The 14,433-nt window shown below is 61.8% G+C and carries 12 protein-coding genes; 9 read left to right on the plus strand and 3 right to left on the minus strand.

Annotation, left to right across the window (positions count from 1 at the left end; all coding sequences use genetic code 11):
• Positions 1-93: 93 nt before the first annotated feature.
• Positions 94-807 carry an HAD family hydrolase gene (locus EDE09_RS21320; RefSeq protein ID WP_112798161.1) on the minus strand — a complete coding sequence of 238 codons (714 nt, stop codon included), beginning with the start codon at positions 805-807 and terminating at the stop codon, positions 94-96.
• A gap of 180 nt (positions 808-987) precedes the next feature.
• Between EDE09_RS21320 and rpiA the strand changes: the two genes are divergently transcribed.
• The 6 genes from rpiA to EDE09_RS21350 all read left to right on the plus strand — a co-directional run bounded on the left by rpiA (position 988) and on the right by EDE09_RS21350 (position 7,968).
• Positions 988-1,683: a ribose-5-phosphate isomerase RpiA gene (gene rpiA / locus EDE09_RS21325; RefSeq protein ID WP_112798159.1), complete on the plus strand. Its 696-nt coding sequence runs from the start codon at positions 988-990 to the stop codon at positions 1,681-1,683.
• 18 nt (positions 1,684-1,701) lie between these two features.
• The gene (locus EDE09_RS21330; RefSeq protein WP_112798157.1) at positions 1,702-2,406 is read left to right on the plus strand and encodes a DUF2059 domain-containing protein; all 705 of its coding nucleotides are present in this window, start codon (positions 1,702-1,704) and stop codon (positions 2,404-2,406) included.
• Positions 2,407-2,519: 113 nt separating this feature from the next.
• Positions 2,520-3,908, plus strand: a complete 1,389-nt coding sequence (gene gor, locus EDE09_RS21335) for a glutathione-disulfide reductase (protein WP_112798155.1) — start codon at positions 2,520-2,522, stop codon at positions 3,906-3,908.
• A gap of 206 nt (positions 3,909-4,114) precedes the next feature.
• Positions 4,115-5,488: a 3-deoxy-7-phosphoheptulonate synthase class II gene (locus EDE09_RS21340; RefSeq protein WP_105373846.1), complete on the plus strand. Its 1,374-nt coding sequence runs from the start codon at positions 4,115-4,117 to the stop codon at positions 5,486-5,488.
• Between the two features lie 164 nt (positions 5,489-5,652).
• Entirely contained in the window at positions 5,653-6,279 is a 627-nt protein-coding gene (locus EDE09_RS21345; RefSeq protein WP_112798153.1) for an isochorismatase family cysteine hydrolase, read from the plus strand.
• A 309-nt stretch (positions 6,280-6,588) separates the two neighbouring features.
• Positions 6,589-7,968, plus strand: coding sequence for a DUF2778 domain-containing protein (locus EDE09_RS21350; protein ID WP_112798151.1), 1,380 nt, complete (start codon positions 6,589-6,591; stop codon positions 7,966-7,968).
• Between the two features lie 10 nt (positions 7,969-7,978).
• On the opposite strand, the gene EDE09_RS21355 is transcribed toward EDE09_RS21350, so the two are convergent.
• Positions 7,979-9,124 carry an amidohydrolase gene (locus tag EDE09_RS21355; RefSeq protein WP_112798149.1) on the minus strand — a complete coding sequence of 382 codons (1,146 nt, stop codon included), beginning with the start codon at positions 9,122-9,124 and terminating at the stop codon, positions 7,979-7,981.
• A 114-nt stretch (positions 9,125-9,238) separates the two neighbouring features.
• Between EDE09_RS21355 and EDE09_RS21360 the strand changes: the two genes are divergently transcribed.
• The 3 genes from EDE09_RS21360 to EDE09_RS21370 all read left to right on the plus strand — a co-directional run bounded on the left by EDE09_RS21360 (position 9,239) and on the right by EDE09_RS21370 (position 11,838).
• Positions 9,239-10,102, plus strand: coding sequence for an NmrA family NAD(P)-binding protein (locus EDE09_RS21360; RefSeq protein WP_112798147.1), 864 nt, complete (start codon positions 9,239-9,241; stop codon positions 10,100-10,102).
• 84 nt (positions 10,103-10,186) lie between these two features.
• Positions 10,187-11,077, plus strand: coding sequence for a three-Cys-motif partner protein TcmP (gene tcmP / locus EDE09_RS21365; RefSeq protein ID WP_165924252.1), 891 nt, complete (start codon positions 10,187-10,189; stop codon positions 11,075-11,077).
• Positions 11,077-11,838, plus strand: a complete 762-nt coding sequence (locus EDE09_RS21370) for a phage Gp37/Gp68 family protein (RefSeq protein WP_112798143.1) — start codon at positions 11,077-11,079, stop codon at positions 11,836-11,838. The genes tcmP and EDE09_RS21370 overlap by 1 nt, the downstream gene beginning before the upstream one ends.
• Positions 11,839-11,841: 3 nt before the next feature.
• Here EDE09_RS21370 and EDE09_RS21375 read toward each other — a convergent pair whose 3' ends face one another.
• Positions 11,842-14,319 (minus strand): UvrD-helicase domain-containing protein, encoded by a 2,478-nt coding sequence (locus tag EDE09_RS21375; protein ID WP_112798141.1) that lies wholly within the window; start codon positions 14,317-14,319, stop codon positions 11,842-11,844.
• Positions 14,320-14,433: the final 114 nt, after the last annotated feature.

Below are 14,433 nucleotides of genomic sequence, written 5' to 3' on the forward strand. Positions count from 1 at the left end.
CTCGTCGCCGTCATGCGAAAGATGATCATCATCCTCAACGCAAGAATGCGGGAACACCACGCTAACGCGATTGACACCTAACACCGTTGCTTTTTATTTGACCGCTTGTTTGGCCAGGGCCGCGCGCTTGGTGTCGACGCCGATCAGGGCATGCACCACATCCGCCGTCAGGTCGTCATAGGTGCTGATCACGTGATCCGGATTGAGGGTTTGGACAGGCACGTCTGAATAGCCGAAATCGACCGCTATCGAGGAAACGCCCGCATTCTGTGCGGCCATGATGTCGTTGATGCTGTCGCCGACCATCACGCTGAGCGCGGGTTCGCCGCCGGCCCGCTCGATCGTGCCGAGGATATGACGGCCGTCCGGCTTACGGACCGAAAACGTATCGCCGCCCGTCATCACCGCGAACCGCCTCGACAAATCCAGACGCTCCATCAGCGGAAACGCAAGCTGCTCGATCTTGTTGGTGCAGATCGCAAGCCGCATCCCGGCATCCGCCAGCCGGTCGAGGCATTCGATGATGCCTGGATAGGGGCGGCTCTTGCCCGGCAGATGGTTCTTGTAGTGGTCGATGAAATAGGCAAACAGCCGGTCGGTTTCCCGCTCGTCGATAGGCGTTTTCCTGAGATCGAAGGCCCGCCGGATCATCACCCGTCCGCCCTGGCCGACAAGATGCGTCAGATCATCGAAGGTGACAGGGGCGAGTCCGGCCCCGGTGATCGTATGATTGAGGCTGTCGATCAGGTCCGGCGCGGTATCGATCAGCGTGCCGTCGAGGTCGAAAATGACGAGTGGAGCGGTCAATGAAACCTCGCAAATGGTGTCGGGACATTGCCCGCCTTAAGGAATGCGGTTGCGAAAAGCAAATATGCGAGATTCGCGCCCGCCTTAAAAGCCGGTCCAAAACCGGGCAGGGGGACTTTCGCTTGCGGGAGGAGGCGTGTAAACAGCCTCTCGGCGAAAACAGCGGGGAGCTTGTGGCGGATGGACGCCCGGGAAATGAAGGTCAAGGCGGCCGAGGCTGCACTGGCGTATGTCGAAGACGGCATGAGGCTCGGCATCGGTACTGGTTCGACAGCCGAGGAATTCGTGAGGCTGCTGGCCGAAAAGGTCCATGAGGGATTAAAGGTCGAAGGCGTTCCGACTTCCGAACGGACGGCCAGGCTTTGCGTCGAGCTGGGGATCCCGCTGAAATCGCTCGACGAGCTTCCCGAACTCGATCTGACCATCGACGGGGCCGACGAGGTCGATGAAAACCTGACCCTCATCAAGGGTGGCGGCGGAGCATTGCTGCGCGAGAAGATCGTCGCGGCAGCATCGGGCCGCATGATCGTCATTGCCGACGAGAGCAAGCTCGTCGAGGCACTCGGCGCCTTTCCTCTGCCGATCGAGGTCAATCCCTTCGGCGAGGCTGCGACCCGTATCGCGATCGAAAAAGTGGCGGCAAAGCTTGGCCTCAGCGGCGAGCTGAAGCTCCGCAAATCGGGCGACGATACCTTCATGACGGATGGTGGCCACCATATTTTCGACGCATCTTTTGGCCGCATTCCTGATGCAGAGGCTCTCTCGAGAGAGCTGAATTCCATTCCCGGTGTCGTGGAACACGGGCTGTTCATCCATATGGCGTCCTTTGCGATCATTGCCGGTCCGGCAGGAGCGCGGACGCTTAAGGCGAAGTAAACTAGGAGCAACCAACTTATGATCAGATTCGCGGTTCTCGGCCGTGCCGCCGCATTGGCGGTTCTCTTCTCCGGCGCCCTTACGGTATCCGCCCGCGCGCAAGAAGTGTCGGAGGCCCAGCTCGCCGCTGCACGGGAGGCGATCGCTTCGCTGAACGTCACGGATCGTTACGACAATATCCTGCCGAACCTCGCTGAGCGGCTGAAGGCGCAGTATATTCAGGCCTCTCCGAACTTCCAGGAACAGATTGGCAGCGTTGTCGACGAACAGGCGCTGGCGCTGGCGCCGCGTCGCGCCGATCTTGAAAAGGAAGCCGCGACCATCTACGCCAAGAGCTTCTCGATCGACGAACTGAAGGCGATCGCGGCCTTCTTCAACACCGAAGGCGGCAAGAAGCTTCTCACGGCCCAGCCGCTTGTGTCCCGCGAAATGGCCAAGGCCGCCGAAATCTGGGCAAACGGCATTTCGCGAGACCTGACCAACCAGAGCACCGAAAAGCTGCGCGGTATCATCGACGCGACGCCAATCCAGGCGCCGGTTGTTGAACCTGTGCAGCCCGAAGCACAGGCAGCCGCACCGGTACCGGCAAAGCCTGCGGCTCCCGCCAAACCGGCTGCTCCGGCTGCCGCACCGGCCAAGCCCGCCGCTCCGACTGCTGCCCCGGCAAAGCCTGCTCCGGCACCCGCCGCCAAGCCGGCTCCGGCACCCGCTCCGAAGCCCTGAGGCTTCTCGCCGGTTGATAATTTTGTCGAAGCCCGGAGCGATCCGGGCTTTTGCTTTTCAGAGCGGGAACTTATATGGGAGCCGTCCCGCCGCCTGCCTCAAGGAGATTGCCGATGACCGCCTATGACTATGATCTGTTTGTAATCGGCGGCGGATCAGGCGGGGTCAGGGCAGGGCGCATCGCCGCCTCGCTCGGCAAGCGCGTCGCTATCGCCGAGGAATACCGCTTCGGCGGCACCTGCGTTATACGCGGTTGCGTGCCCAAAAAGCTTTTCGTCTACGCCTCGCAATATCATGAGCATTTTGAGGATGCGGCCGGATACGGCTGGCAGGTCGGAGAAAGCACCTTCGACTGGAAAAAACTCATCGCTGCCAAGGATAAGGAAATCGCGCGCCTCGAGGGTCTCTATCGTCGCGGGCTGGAAAACAACGGCGCCGAGATTCTCGAAACTCGCGCCGAACTGGTCGATGCCCATACCGTCCGGCTGGTAAAGACCGGCAGGACCGTGACGGCTGAAAAGATCGTCATTGCAACCGGCGGAGCGCCCAATCCGCACGTCGCCTTGCCCGGACACGAGCTCTGCATTTCCTCGAACGAGGCCTTCGATCTGCCAGAGCTCCCACGCTCGATCCTGATTGCGGGCGGCGGTTATATCGCCGTCGAATTCGCCAACATCTTCCACGGTCTCGGCGTCGACACCACGCTCATCTACCGGGGCAAGGAGATCCTGTCGCGGTTCGACCAGGACATGCGCCAGGGCCTGCACAAGGCGATGGTCGAAAAGGGCATCCGCATCGTTCTGACGGACGTCATCGAGGAGGTGACGAAGGCGCCGGCCGGCGGCCTCTTGGCACGGACGCTCTGCGGCGAAACCATAGCTGTTGACACTGTGATGCTGGCGCTTGGCCGGGATCCGAACACCACCGGCCTCGGGCTCGATGCGGCAGGGGTCGAGATGGATGAACGCGGCGCAATCGTCGTCGATGAATATTCCCGCACGAGCGTTCCGAATATCTATGCGCTTGGCGATGTCACCGACAGGGTACAGCTGACGCCGGTGGCGATCCACGAAGCCATGTGCTTCATCGAGACCGCTTACAAGGACAATCCGACGACCCCAGACCATGATCTGATCGCGACCGCCGTCTTCTCGCAGCCGGAAATCGGCACGGTCGGCCTGTCGGAAGAGGCAGCGGCGAAGCGTTACCCGGAACTGGAAGTCTATCGCGCCGAGTTCCGGCCGATGAAGGCGACGCTTTCCGGGCGGGCAGAGAAGATGATCATGAAGCTCATCGTCGATGCGGCAAGCCGCAAGGTCGTCGGCGCGCATGTGCTCGGCCACGACGCAGGCGAAATGGCGCAGCTTCTTGGTATCTCCCTGAAGGCGGGCGTGACCAAGGACGATTTCGATCGTACAATGGCCGTGCATCCAACGGCATCCGAAGAGCTCGTCACGATGTACAACCCGAGCTACCGGGTCAAAAACGGCGAGCGTATCTAGAGCGGTTCCGGCAAAAGTGCGAAGCGGTTTTCCGTCCGGAAGTGCGTCAAAACGACAAGATAGAGCATGTCGGTGGCGCGCAGAAAGACGGAGATGCTCTAGGGCCGAGGGCGGCTATGCAAACCCTCTATTAAGGTTTATAAGCCGCCCCTATTTTAACGGGCGGTCGCCCGGCCTTCGGTGCCGGGCCGTAACAGGTGAGTGAGATGGCACAGAATTGGACCCCGAACAGTTGGCGGCAGAAACCGATCCAGCAGGTCCCCGATTATCCGGACGCGGCCGCGCTGGCGGCGACGGAAGCTCAGCTCGCGACCTTTCCGCCGCTCGTTTTTGCCGGTGAAGCCCGCCGCCTGAAGAAGCAGCTCGCAAACGTCGCGGAAGGCAACGCCTTCCTCCTGCAGGGCGGCGATTGCGCCGAAAGCTTCGCCGAACACGGCGCCGACAATATCCGCGACTTCTTCCGCTCCTTCCTGCAGATGGCCGTCGTGCTGACTTTCGGCGCGCAATTGCCTGTCGTGAAGGTTGGCCGCATCGCCGGACAGTTCGCCAAGCCACGTTCGTCGAACATCGAAAAGCAGGGCGATGTCGAACTGCCGTCCTACCGCGGCGACATCATCAACGGCATCGAGTTCACGAAGGACGCACGCACGCCGAACCCGGAGCGCCAGCTCGACGCCTACCGTCAGTCGGCCGCGACGCTGAACCTCCTGCGCGCTTTCGCGATGGGCGGATACGCAAACCTGGAAAACGTCCACAAATGGATGCTGGGCTTCGTAAAGGACAGCCCGCAGGGCGAGCGCTACCGCAAGCTCGCCGATCGCATCAGCGAAACCATGGACTTCATGCAGGCGATCGGGATTTCTTCGGAGAACAATCCGAGCCTGCGCGAAACCGACTTCTTCACCAGCCATGAAGCGTTGCTGCTTGGTTATGAAGAAGCACTCACCCGCGTCGATTCGACCTCCGGCGACTGGTACGCCACATCCGGTCACATGATCTGGATCGGCGACCGCACCCGCCAGCTCGATCACGCGCATGTGGAATATTTCCGCGGCATCAAGAACCCCATCGGCCTCAAATGCGGCCCGTCGCTGCAGCCCGACAACCTGATCGAACTGATCGATGCCCTCAATCCGACCAACGAGGCCGGTCGCCTGACGCTCATCTGCCGGTTCGGCTACGACAAGGTCGCCGACAGCCTGCCGAAGCTCATCCGCGCGGTCGAGCGGGAAGGCAGAAAAGTCGTCTGGTCCTGCGATCCGATGCACGGCAACACGATCACCTTGAACAACTACAAGACGCGGCCCTTCGAGCGCGTCCTGTCGGAAGTCGAGAGCTTCTTCCAGATCCATCGTGCCGAAGGCACCCATCCGGGCGGCATCCATGTCGAGATGACCGGCAAGGACGTGACCGAATGCACCGGCGGTGCCCGGGCCGTCACGGCTGAGGATCTGCACGACCGCTATCACACCCACTGCGATCCGCGCCTCAACGCCGACCAGGCGCTCGAACTCGCCTTCCTGCTCGCCGAGCGGATGAAGAGCGGCCGCGACGAGAAGCGCATGGTCGTGAACGGCTGACATCATCATTGCTTTTGCACAGTCCGGGAGGTCTTATCGACGTCTTGGACTGCTATCCGAATCGGACCGGCGCATGCCGCGCCGGTTGACCTTGCGCCTCTCCCTATCGCGCCTTCTCCGTTTCTTTGCTATTGAGCCATCCGGAACAAAACGGGAGGGTGACGATGGCGCAGAAGATAGGCAAGACGCTTCAGGATTTCTGTCGCCCGGACCGGATGGCGCTCGTCGTCTACGACATGCAGGTCGGTATCCTGCACCAGCTCAAGGATGGGACGGCCATCACGGCCAAGGTGAAGACGGTTTTGGACGCGGCGCGTGCGGCCGGCTTCCCGGTCATCTTTTTTCGCCATTTGTCGATGCCGAAGCCGCTGATGGGACATTTCCAGATGCGTCAGGCGATGGCCTGGCAGCGGACCGAGGATCCGGATGCCGTGCATCCGTGGTTCCTGCGCGATTCGCCGGGCTTTGAGATCACCCCGGAACTGGAACCGACCGCCGACGAGGCGGTTCTCGACAAGATCACCTTTTCCGCCTTCGAAGGCACGCCGCTGGCGATCATCCTGCGCGATCTCGGCCTGACCTCTTTTGCAATCTGCGGCGTCGCGACCGAAATCGGCATCGACCCGACCGTCCGTCACGGATGCGATCTGGGGCTTGTCCCGATCGTCATCCGCGATGCCTGCGGAGCAGGTCATGCGGAAGCGGCTGAGCGCGCCATGGAAAATATTGCGTTTATGGGTGATTCGATCCTGGCCGATACGGCACAGATTGTGGCTGCCATGCGGCAATAAGGCAACACTGGCTGTGGATTTGGCCCATCCTGCAGTGGCCGAAGTATTGACTGTCACAGTTTCGCATACCACAAACACCTTAACGCCATATTTCGGCTAAACTTCTGGCGGCATGCGCTTTTATGTGCACCACCGAAACCAAATCGGGGCGGGCGTAAAGACATTGGTTACCATAATCGTTCATTCTCACCGGCAGTCCTCAGGCATGGACCGGTACACATCTTCTCCGGCTGTGTCCTGCCTCGGTTGTATCGGCGGCGACACGCAAGTGTTCTCCGCCCGTGTGGGTAACGGTTCGGGTAACAAGTGATGGCGCGTACGGTCCAGGCTTCCGCGAATGGCAAACAGGCACGCAAGGCGCCGAAACGCCGCAAGAAATCCCGCTCTCTCCTGACGAATGTCGCAGTCGGCCTCGGGCTGACGATGGTGGCGCTTGTGGGCGCTTCAGTGGCAACCATGGCGACTGCGGTCAAATCCACGGCGGATGTCAAGTTCGAGATTGCCCTCGCCAAGCCGATTGCTCCTGCTGTTGCGCCCGCGGCGCCAGGCGCGCGCGAGATCGATGTTTCCAAATTTTCCCGTCTCTCCGACGGTTCTCCGGCCAGCCCGAAGAGCAGACGTCTCGACGGCGCCGATGTTGCGGCGCTCGAAGCGCGGAAGCCGGATCGCTCCAGCGCCAGGCAGATGCTGGGCGCCTTGCTCGCCAAGGCCAACCGTCACGCCGAGAGCGAACGGCAGTTCGCAGCGCTGGCAAACCGGCGCCCTGGCGCCGAGGCCATCCGCGCGGCGCTGGCACCGGCGATGGAAAGCCTGGTCGTGGTTGCCCCGCGCGGCGACGAGGTCATGCCTGACCTCATCCAGGATGCCGCGCCTGCCACCTCCGTTGCACAACTGAAGGACATGAAGCCGGTCGAGATGGCCGCGCTCGAGGAAACGGCTGTCGAAGACAATGCCGACGCCTTGGAAGAGGCCGCCGTCGAGGCGACCGACGAGCCGGCGCCCGCCGAAGCCCATGCGCTTCCGAAGGCCGGTCCGCTTCCGGTCATCCGCCCGTCGTCTGCCTTCCCGGGCCGGCCGGCCAAGCCGAGCGCGCTGGCTGCGATTGCCGCCGTCGCGCCGCAGAAGCCGGCGCAGCCTGCCGAAGACGACAAGCCGACGGCGCTTGCCTTCGCCAAGCCCGACAATCCCCTGCGCGACACGCCTGCGCGTCCGGGTCCTGCGCCGAAATGGCCGGGTATCGGCACCAAGGTCGCGATCTACGACATCAGCAATGCCGTCGTTCACATGCCGAACGGCACGAAGCTCGAAGCGCATTCCGGCATTGGCAGCATGCGCGACAACCCGAAATTCACGCATGTGAAGATGCGCGGCCCGACCCCTCCGGGCACCTATAAGCTCTCCATGCGCGAAAAGCTCTTCCACGGGGTGGCCGCGATCCGCCTGACATCCGTCGACGGCAGGCATCCGCAGAACCGCACCGGGCTTTTGGCGCACAGCTTTCTGCTGCGTGTGCGCGGCGACTCGCACGGCTGCGTGGCCTTTGCCGACTATGACCGCTTCCTGAAGGCGTTCCAGCGCGGCGAAATCACCCATATGGTGATCGTGCCCAAGTGGGACGGCAAGCGCCCGGGCAGCGGTGGCGGCGGCGACAATTTCATCGCCAAGCTCTTCAGCGGCAGCGACGCCTGATCGGCGTCGCTCATCCGAGAATATCCCGCGCCACCCGTAGGAATACCTTGGCCCCGATCGGGATCAGGTCGTCGGGAAAGTCGTAGTCGGGATTGTGGAGCGCCGGATGGCGCTCGCCGGCGCCGAGAAAGAACATCGCCGATTTCGACACGCCCGCGAACCGGCCGAAATCCTCCGAAGCCCGGAAGGCTTCTCCCGGCTCGTGCGATACGCCCTCCGCCTCCATCGCGACCCTCAGCAATGCGGCAGCCTCCGGGTGGTTCTCGCAATGGCTGAAAATGTCGTGGTATTCGAAACCGTATTCCAGGCCTCCTTCCGCGGCAGCTTGGCCGACCAGCGCCTCGGCGGCATCCACCAGGGCCTGCATCTTGCCGTCCGTCATCGTCCTGAGCGTCACCCAGATCTCCGCGTGACCCGGCGCGATGCCGAAGGCGGGCTCGCCGACTGACGCATGCGTCACTGTCGCGAGCACCAGATCTTCGGTTGCGATCCTTCCGCCGCTCAAGCCCGTCAGCGCCGGCATCAGCTTCGCCACCGCCGGCACCGGTGAGATGCCCGTCTCCGGTGCGGAGGCATGCGCCGTCCGACCTGACAGCGTGATCTTCAGGCCGCGCGAGGCGCAGTTCACCACCCCGTCCTTCAGCCAGGCGTGGCCGAGCGGCAGGCCCGGCATGTTATGGAGCGAAAAGCTGTAGTCCGGCGAAAGCTCGGCAAACCGCTCGTCGGCAAGCACAGCCGCAGCACCTGCGCCGGTCTCCTCCGCCGGCTGGAAGAGCAGGATGACCCGCCCTCGCGCCGGTCGCTGCCGGCCGAAATGGCGCCCGAGCGCCGCCAGCGTCGCCATATGCCCGTCATGGCCGCACATATGGCCCTTGCCAGGCAATCGCGAGCGATGCGCGGGCTTGCCCGTCTCCTCGATCGGTAGCGCGTCGAGCTCGGCGCGGAAGAGCGCCGTCAGCCCGGGCGCACCGCTGTCGTAGATGACAGCCACGCCCGTGCCGCCAAGGCCGGAGACTACCCGGTCCGGGCTGGTCCCTGCGAGAAAAGCCTGCACTTCGGCAGCCGTCGCGATCTCCTGGCCGGACACCTCCGGCATCGCATGCAGCCTCTGCCGCCAGGCGGTAAGCTCGATCAGGTCGTGATTGGTGAGATACATGCTGCCTCCTCGGTGCCGTGCTGAAACAGAGGTAGCCGGGCGGAGGCAAAGCCGCAAGCGGGGGGAACAAGGAGGCGCTTCAGCGATTTTCATCGCAAAGTTTAGGAGGCAGCGATGCACATCATTCTCGGCGGAACGGGCCGGGCAGGTTCGGCGACTGCAAAAGCTCTTCTTGCGCGCGGCGAAGCGGTCACGGTCGTTGCTCGCCATGCCGACAAGGCGGAAAAGTTGCGGCAGCGCGGCGCCGAAGTGGCGGTCGCGGACGTTCACGACACCAAAGCTCTCCAGAGGATTTTCGCTCAGGGCAGGCGGCTCTACATCCTCAACCCGTCGGCCTCGCCGAAGACCGATACCGATGCCGGGGAAAAGAAGACGATCGCTTCGATCCTCGCGGCGATCGAAGGCTCCGGCCTCGAAAAGATCGTCGGCCATTCCACCTACGGCGCCCGCAAGGGCGAACATATCGGCGATCTCGGCACGCTCTATGAGTTGGAGGAGGGCCTGAAGCGCCAGCCGATCCCCTCAAGCATCCTGCGCGCCGCCTATTACATGACCAACTGGGAGATGAGCCTCGAAACGGCGAAGACAGACGGCGTGCTCAACTCGTTCTTCCCGAAGGATTTCCGCCTGCCGATGGTTGCGCCCAAGGATCTGGGAGAGGCCGCCGCCGACCTGATGACCGAGCTGGCCGGCGAAACCCGGCTGCTCCATGTCGAAGGCCCCGAGCGCTACACCCCAGCCGATGTCGCGGCCGCCTTTGCAGAATGGCTCGAACGCCCCGTCAAGGTCGTCACCACGCCGCGCGACAAATGGGAAGAAACCTTCCGCTCCCTCGGCTTCTCCGCCCCAGCCGCCAAATCCTACACCGGCATGACGGCCCTCGCGATGGACACCCCCGTGCCGCCGATCAGCGAGGTGAGGAGGGGGCGGGTAGGATTAAGGGAGTGGGCGGATTCAGAATTTAAGTGCACCGAATAGGCAATTTTCGCAGTGTCTCAGCTGCAAATTATGGTTGCAATTCCTCCGCTCTGCGGTATGTTCCCTCTATGTTCCGGAGGGGTGATGGCACAAGTTCCATTCGCGCACAAACATACTGAAGTTAAGCTAAAGTCTGTCTTTGACTATGCAAATTTCTACACGAGAGCTTTGCGGGAGAAGCCGAATCCAACCGATCCTTATCGGCTACACTATCTTGATGCATTTGCGGGAACTGGCGAAATCCCAGTAGCAGCCACTGACATGCCGCTACTCTCTGAAATGATTGATGCCTCAGAGATTATGGTGGGGTCTGCTCGTCGTGCCTTATCAGTGCAGATACCTTTTTCAAGATATGTTTTCGCCGACGCGAAGAAGAAGAATACCCGGGAATTGTCGAAACTGCTGAATGAGTTTCCGCATCTGCGGGAGCGAATTGAGATAACTCACTCCGACGCTAACGCCGTTGTGCAGGATTTTTGTGCGAACCTTACAAGCAAAGATAGAGCGCTTGTCTTCTTGGACCCCTTTGGCAATCAAGTTAAGTGGCAGACGCTGGAAGTGATTGCCAGGACGGGAAAAATAGATCTCTGGTATTTGTTTCCGGCTTGGCTCGGAGTTGCAAGGGAGGTCAAAAGCAATGGGCTGGTGCTTAGCGATGCAGAGGCCTCGATTGACCAAATGTTCGGACCCTTCAACTGGAGAAGTGAAGTGGTAGCGGCGGTGCCGCCAGCGCAATCCGATATGTTTGGCCCGGATTCCCCTGACCTCCAGAAGATTGCTACAGCCGATGGCATCACGCGATATATGATCAAATGTATGGGGACGATTTTCGATAAGGGCGTGTCACAGCGCTGGATTCCACTGGGACGGAACGGCAGGCACTATTATTCGCTGCTGTTTGCGTGCGCGAATCGCCGGGAAAGTGCCCGAACGCTGGCGCTAAAGGTGGTGGACCATATAATGACGAGGAAGTGATGGCTGGGCTCTCAGATATTGAATGGACCGATGCGACGTGGAATCCGGTCTCCGGTTGCACCATCATCTCTCCCGGTTGCACCAATTGCTATGCGATGCGGATGGCTGCGAGACTGGAAGCGATGGGACATCCAAGCTACCGCGGCACTACCCGAAAGAGCGGGCGCCGCCAAGTGTGGACGGGCAAGGTGATCCTCAACGACGGCGTCATTGAAGCCCCTGTGTCCTGGCGAAAACCTCGCATGATTTTCGTCAATTCGATGTCAGACCTTTTTCAGGATGCGGTGCCGGAGGATTTTATTGAGCAAGTCTGGGAAACAATGAGCGAAGCTCATTGGCACATATTCCAAATTTTGACGAAGCGACCAGATAACATGGCGCGCGTACTGTCTAGCCGTGGTCTACCGGTGCTTGAGAATGTCTGGCTTGGTACGTCGGTTGAAGGCCGCGACTACATTGACAGGATTGATCACCTAAAGAATACCCCGGCAGCTGTCAGGTTCATTTCATTCGAGCCGCTCATTCGTGCGGTAGGTTCTGTCGATCTTGCGGGAATCGACTGGGCGATTGTTGGCGGGGAATCCGGGCCTGGCGCCCGCCCCATGGATGTGGCTTGGGTGGATGAGATCAAAGCCGCGTGCGACAGTGCCGAGACGGCATTCTTCTTCAAGCAATGGGGCGGGGTCAACAAGAAGAAGACCGGCAGAGAATACCAAGGCCAGACGTGGGACCAGTTGCCTAGGCTGCGGGTGGTAGGATAACCCTCACACCCGCTCCACAAACCCCTCAAGCACCCGCTTCTGCCCGGCCCGGTCGAAATCGATCGTCAGCTTGTTGCCTTCGATGGCCGAGATATTCCCATTCCCGAACTTGATGTGGAAGACGCGGTCGCCGACCGAGAACTGGGACGGCGTGTCGGCCACGGATTTCGCCACCAGTTCGCCTTCGATCGTGCGGCCGCGCGGGCCGCTTTCGCCGTAGCCGATGCGTTCGACCGCATGGCCGGAGCGGGTGCCCCAGTTGTCGCGGGTGGCGTCGGTCTTGTTCGCCTGAGCGCGTTTCCAGCCCGGCGTCGAATAGGAATTGGCGAAGGGATCGGCCTTATCGAAGCGCGACTGGCCGTAGCCGCCGCGCCCGCCGTAGCCGCCGTAATTGCTCTCGGCGACCGCGACGTCAACATGCGCCTGCGGCAGTTCGTCGAGGAAGCGCGACGGCATGGTGGATTGCCAGAGGCCATGGATGCGGCGGTTCGAGACGAACCAGATGTGGCAGCGATGCTTGGCGCGGGTGATGCCCACATAGGCGAGGCGGCGTTCCTCCTCGAGCCCCGAGCGGCCGCCTTCGTCGAGCGCCCGCTGGTGCGGGAAAAGCCCTTCCTCCCAGCCGGGCAGGAAAACCGTGTCGAATTCGAGCCCCTTGGCCGAATGCAGCGTCATGATCGAGACGGCATCCATGTCCTCGTTCTGCTCGGCATCCATGACCAACGAGACGTGTTCGAGGAAACCGCGCATCGACTCGAAGGCTTCCATCGAGCGGACCAGTTCCTTGAGGTTTTCGAGCCGGCCCGGCGCTTCCGCCGACTTGTCGTTCTTCCACATGTCCGTATAGCCGGACTCTTCGAGGATCTGTTCGGCAAGCTCGGTATGCGGCGTGGTTTCGAGGCGCGTCTGCCAGTTCCTGAAACTCTGAACCACGTCGAACAGCGCCTTGCGCGCCTTCGGCTTCAGTTCGTCCGTCTCGATGATCTCGGTGGAGGCGGCAAGCATCGGCACGTCGCGGGCGCGGGCATAGTCGTGCAGGTAGCGCACGGTCGTGTCGCCGAGGCCGCGTTTCGGCGTGTTGACGATCCGCTCGAAGGCCAGATCGTCGGCCGGCTGGCAGACGAGCCGGAAATAGGCCATGGCATCGCGGATTTCGAGCCGTTCGTAGAAGCGCGGGCCGCCGATGACCCGGTAGTTGAGGCCGAGCGTCACGAACCGATCTTCGAACTCGCGCATCTGGAAGGAGGCGCGCACCAGGATCGCCATGTCGTTCAGCGCATGTTTCCTGCCGTCGGAATCGCCGCGCTGAAGCTGTTCGATCTCCTCGCCGACGGCGCGCGCCTCCTCCTCTGAATCCCAGGCCGCATGCACCATCACCTTCTCGTCGTCCGGGTTGACGCGGTCGGTGAAAAGCGTCTTGCCGAGCCGGCCTTCGTTATGGGCGATCAGATGCCCGGCGGCGCCGAGGATATGTTCGGTGGAGCGGTAGTTACGCTCCAGCTTGATCACCCTGGCGCCCGGAAAATCCTTTTCGAAGCGCAGGATGTTGTCCACTTCCGCGCCGCGCCAGCCATAGATCGACTGGTCGTCGTCGCCGACGCAGCAGACGTTCTGCGCCACACCCTTCGGTCGCTGCGCGAGCAGCCTCAGCCACATATATTGCGCCGTATTGGTATCCTGGTATTCGTCCACGAGGATATAACGGAACCGGTTGTGGTAGTCCTTCAGGATATCAGGGTTCTGCCGGAAGAGCGCGATCGGATGCAGCAGGAGATCGCCGAAATCGCAGGCGTTCAGCGTCTTCAGCCGCGCCTGGTAGGCGGCGTAAAGCTCGCGGCCCTTGCCGTTGGCAAAGGCGCGTGCGTCGCCTTCGGGAATGTCGGCGGGCAGCAGGCCCTTGTTCTTCCAGGTGTCGATCATGCCCGCGAACTGGCGGGCCGGCCAGCGCTTGTCGTCCAGCCCCTCGGCCTGGATCAGCTGCTTGATCAGCCGGATCACGTCGTCGGTGTCGAGAATGGTGAAGTCGGAGCGGAGGCCGGCAAGTTCCGCGTGGCGGCGGAGCAGCTTGACGCCGATCGAGTGGAAGGTGCCGAGCCAGGGCATGCCCTCGACCGCGCCGCCGACCAAAACGCCGATCCGCTCCTTCATCTCGCGCGCCGCCTTGTTGGTGAAGGTGACGGCAAGGATCTGGCTGGGGAAGGCACGGCCGGTCGCAAGGATATGGGCGATGCGGGTGGTCAGCACCCGGGTCTTGCCGGTGCCGGCGCCGGCGAGTACCAGAACCGGGCCGTCGATGGTCTCCACCGCCTCGCGCTGTTCGGGATTGAGGCCGGAGAGATAGTCGGGTGCCGCGCGGGACTGGTCGCGGGCTGCCATGGCGCGGGCGGCGATGCCAAGCCCGCCGTTCCCCTGAGGAGCGGGCGCTTTGCGCGGCGCCGGTTCCTCATCGAAGAACGGAATATCGTCGAAACTGTTACTCATGCGGCCAATGTAATGATTCGGACCCGAAAGACCAGAAAATGTTCCTCTTTTATTCCCAGTCTCTGCGAGGGAGAGGGCCAAATTGTGGAGAAGCGGCGGCGGAGGTTTCGATCG

It is taken from the genome of Neorhizobium sp. S3-V5DH (assembly GCF_004343065.1).
GTDB lineage: Bacteria > Pseudomonadota > Alphaproteobacteria > Rhizobiales > Rhizobiaceae > Neorhizobium > Neorhizobium huautlense.

Bases quoted from the DNA above. Each gene is read 5' to 3' on its own strand.
- rpiA (WP_112798159.1), top strand. From the start codon at position 988: ATGGACGCCCGGGAAATGAAGGTCAAGGCGGCCGAGGCTGCACTGGCG.
- EDE09_RS21330 (WP_112798157.1), top strand. From the start codon at position 1,702: ATGATCAGATTCGCGGTTCTCGGCCGTGCCGCCGCATTGGCGGTTCTC.
- gor (WP_112798155.1), top strand. From the start codon at position 2,520: ATGACCGCCTATGACTATGATCTGTTTGTAATCGGCGGCGGATCAGGC.
- EDE09_RS21340 (WP_105373846.1), top strand. From the start codon at position 4,115: ATGGCACAGAATTGGACCCCGAACAGTTGGCGGCAGAAACCGATCCAG.
- EDE09_RS21345 (WP_112798153.1), top strand. From the start codon at position 5,653: ATGGCGCAGAAGATAGGCAAGACGCTTCAGGATTTCTGTCGCCCGGAC.
- EDE09_RS21350 (WP_112798151.1), top strand. From the start codon at position 6,589: ATGGCGCGTACGGTCCAGGCTTCCGCGAATGGCAAACAGGCACGCAAG.
- EDE09_RS21355 (WP_112798149.1), bottom strand. From the start codon at position 9,124: ATGTATCTCACCAATCACGACCTGATCGAGCTTACCGCCTGGCGGCAG.
- EDE09_RS21360 (WP_112798147.1), top strand. From the start codon at position 9,239: ATGCACATCATTCTCGGCGGAACGGGCCGGGCAGGTTCGGCGACTGCA.
- tcmP (WP_165924252.1), top strand. From the start codon at position 10,187: ATGGCACAAGTTCCATTCGCGCACAAACATACTGAAGTTAAGCTAAAG.
- EDE09_RS21370 (WP_112798143.1), top strand. From the start codon at position 11,077: ATGGCTGGGCTCTCAGATATTGAATGGACCGATGCGACGTGGAATCCG.
- EDE09_RS21375 (WP_112798141.1), bottom strand. From the start codon at position 14,319: ATGAGTAACAGTTTCGACGATATTCCGTTCTTCGATGAGGAACCGGCG.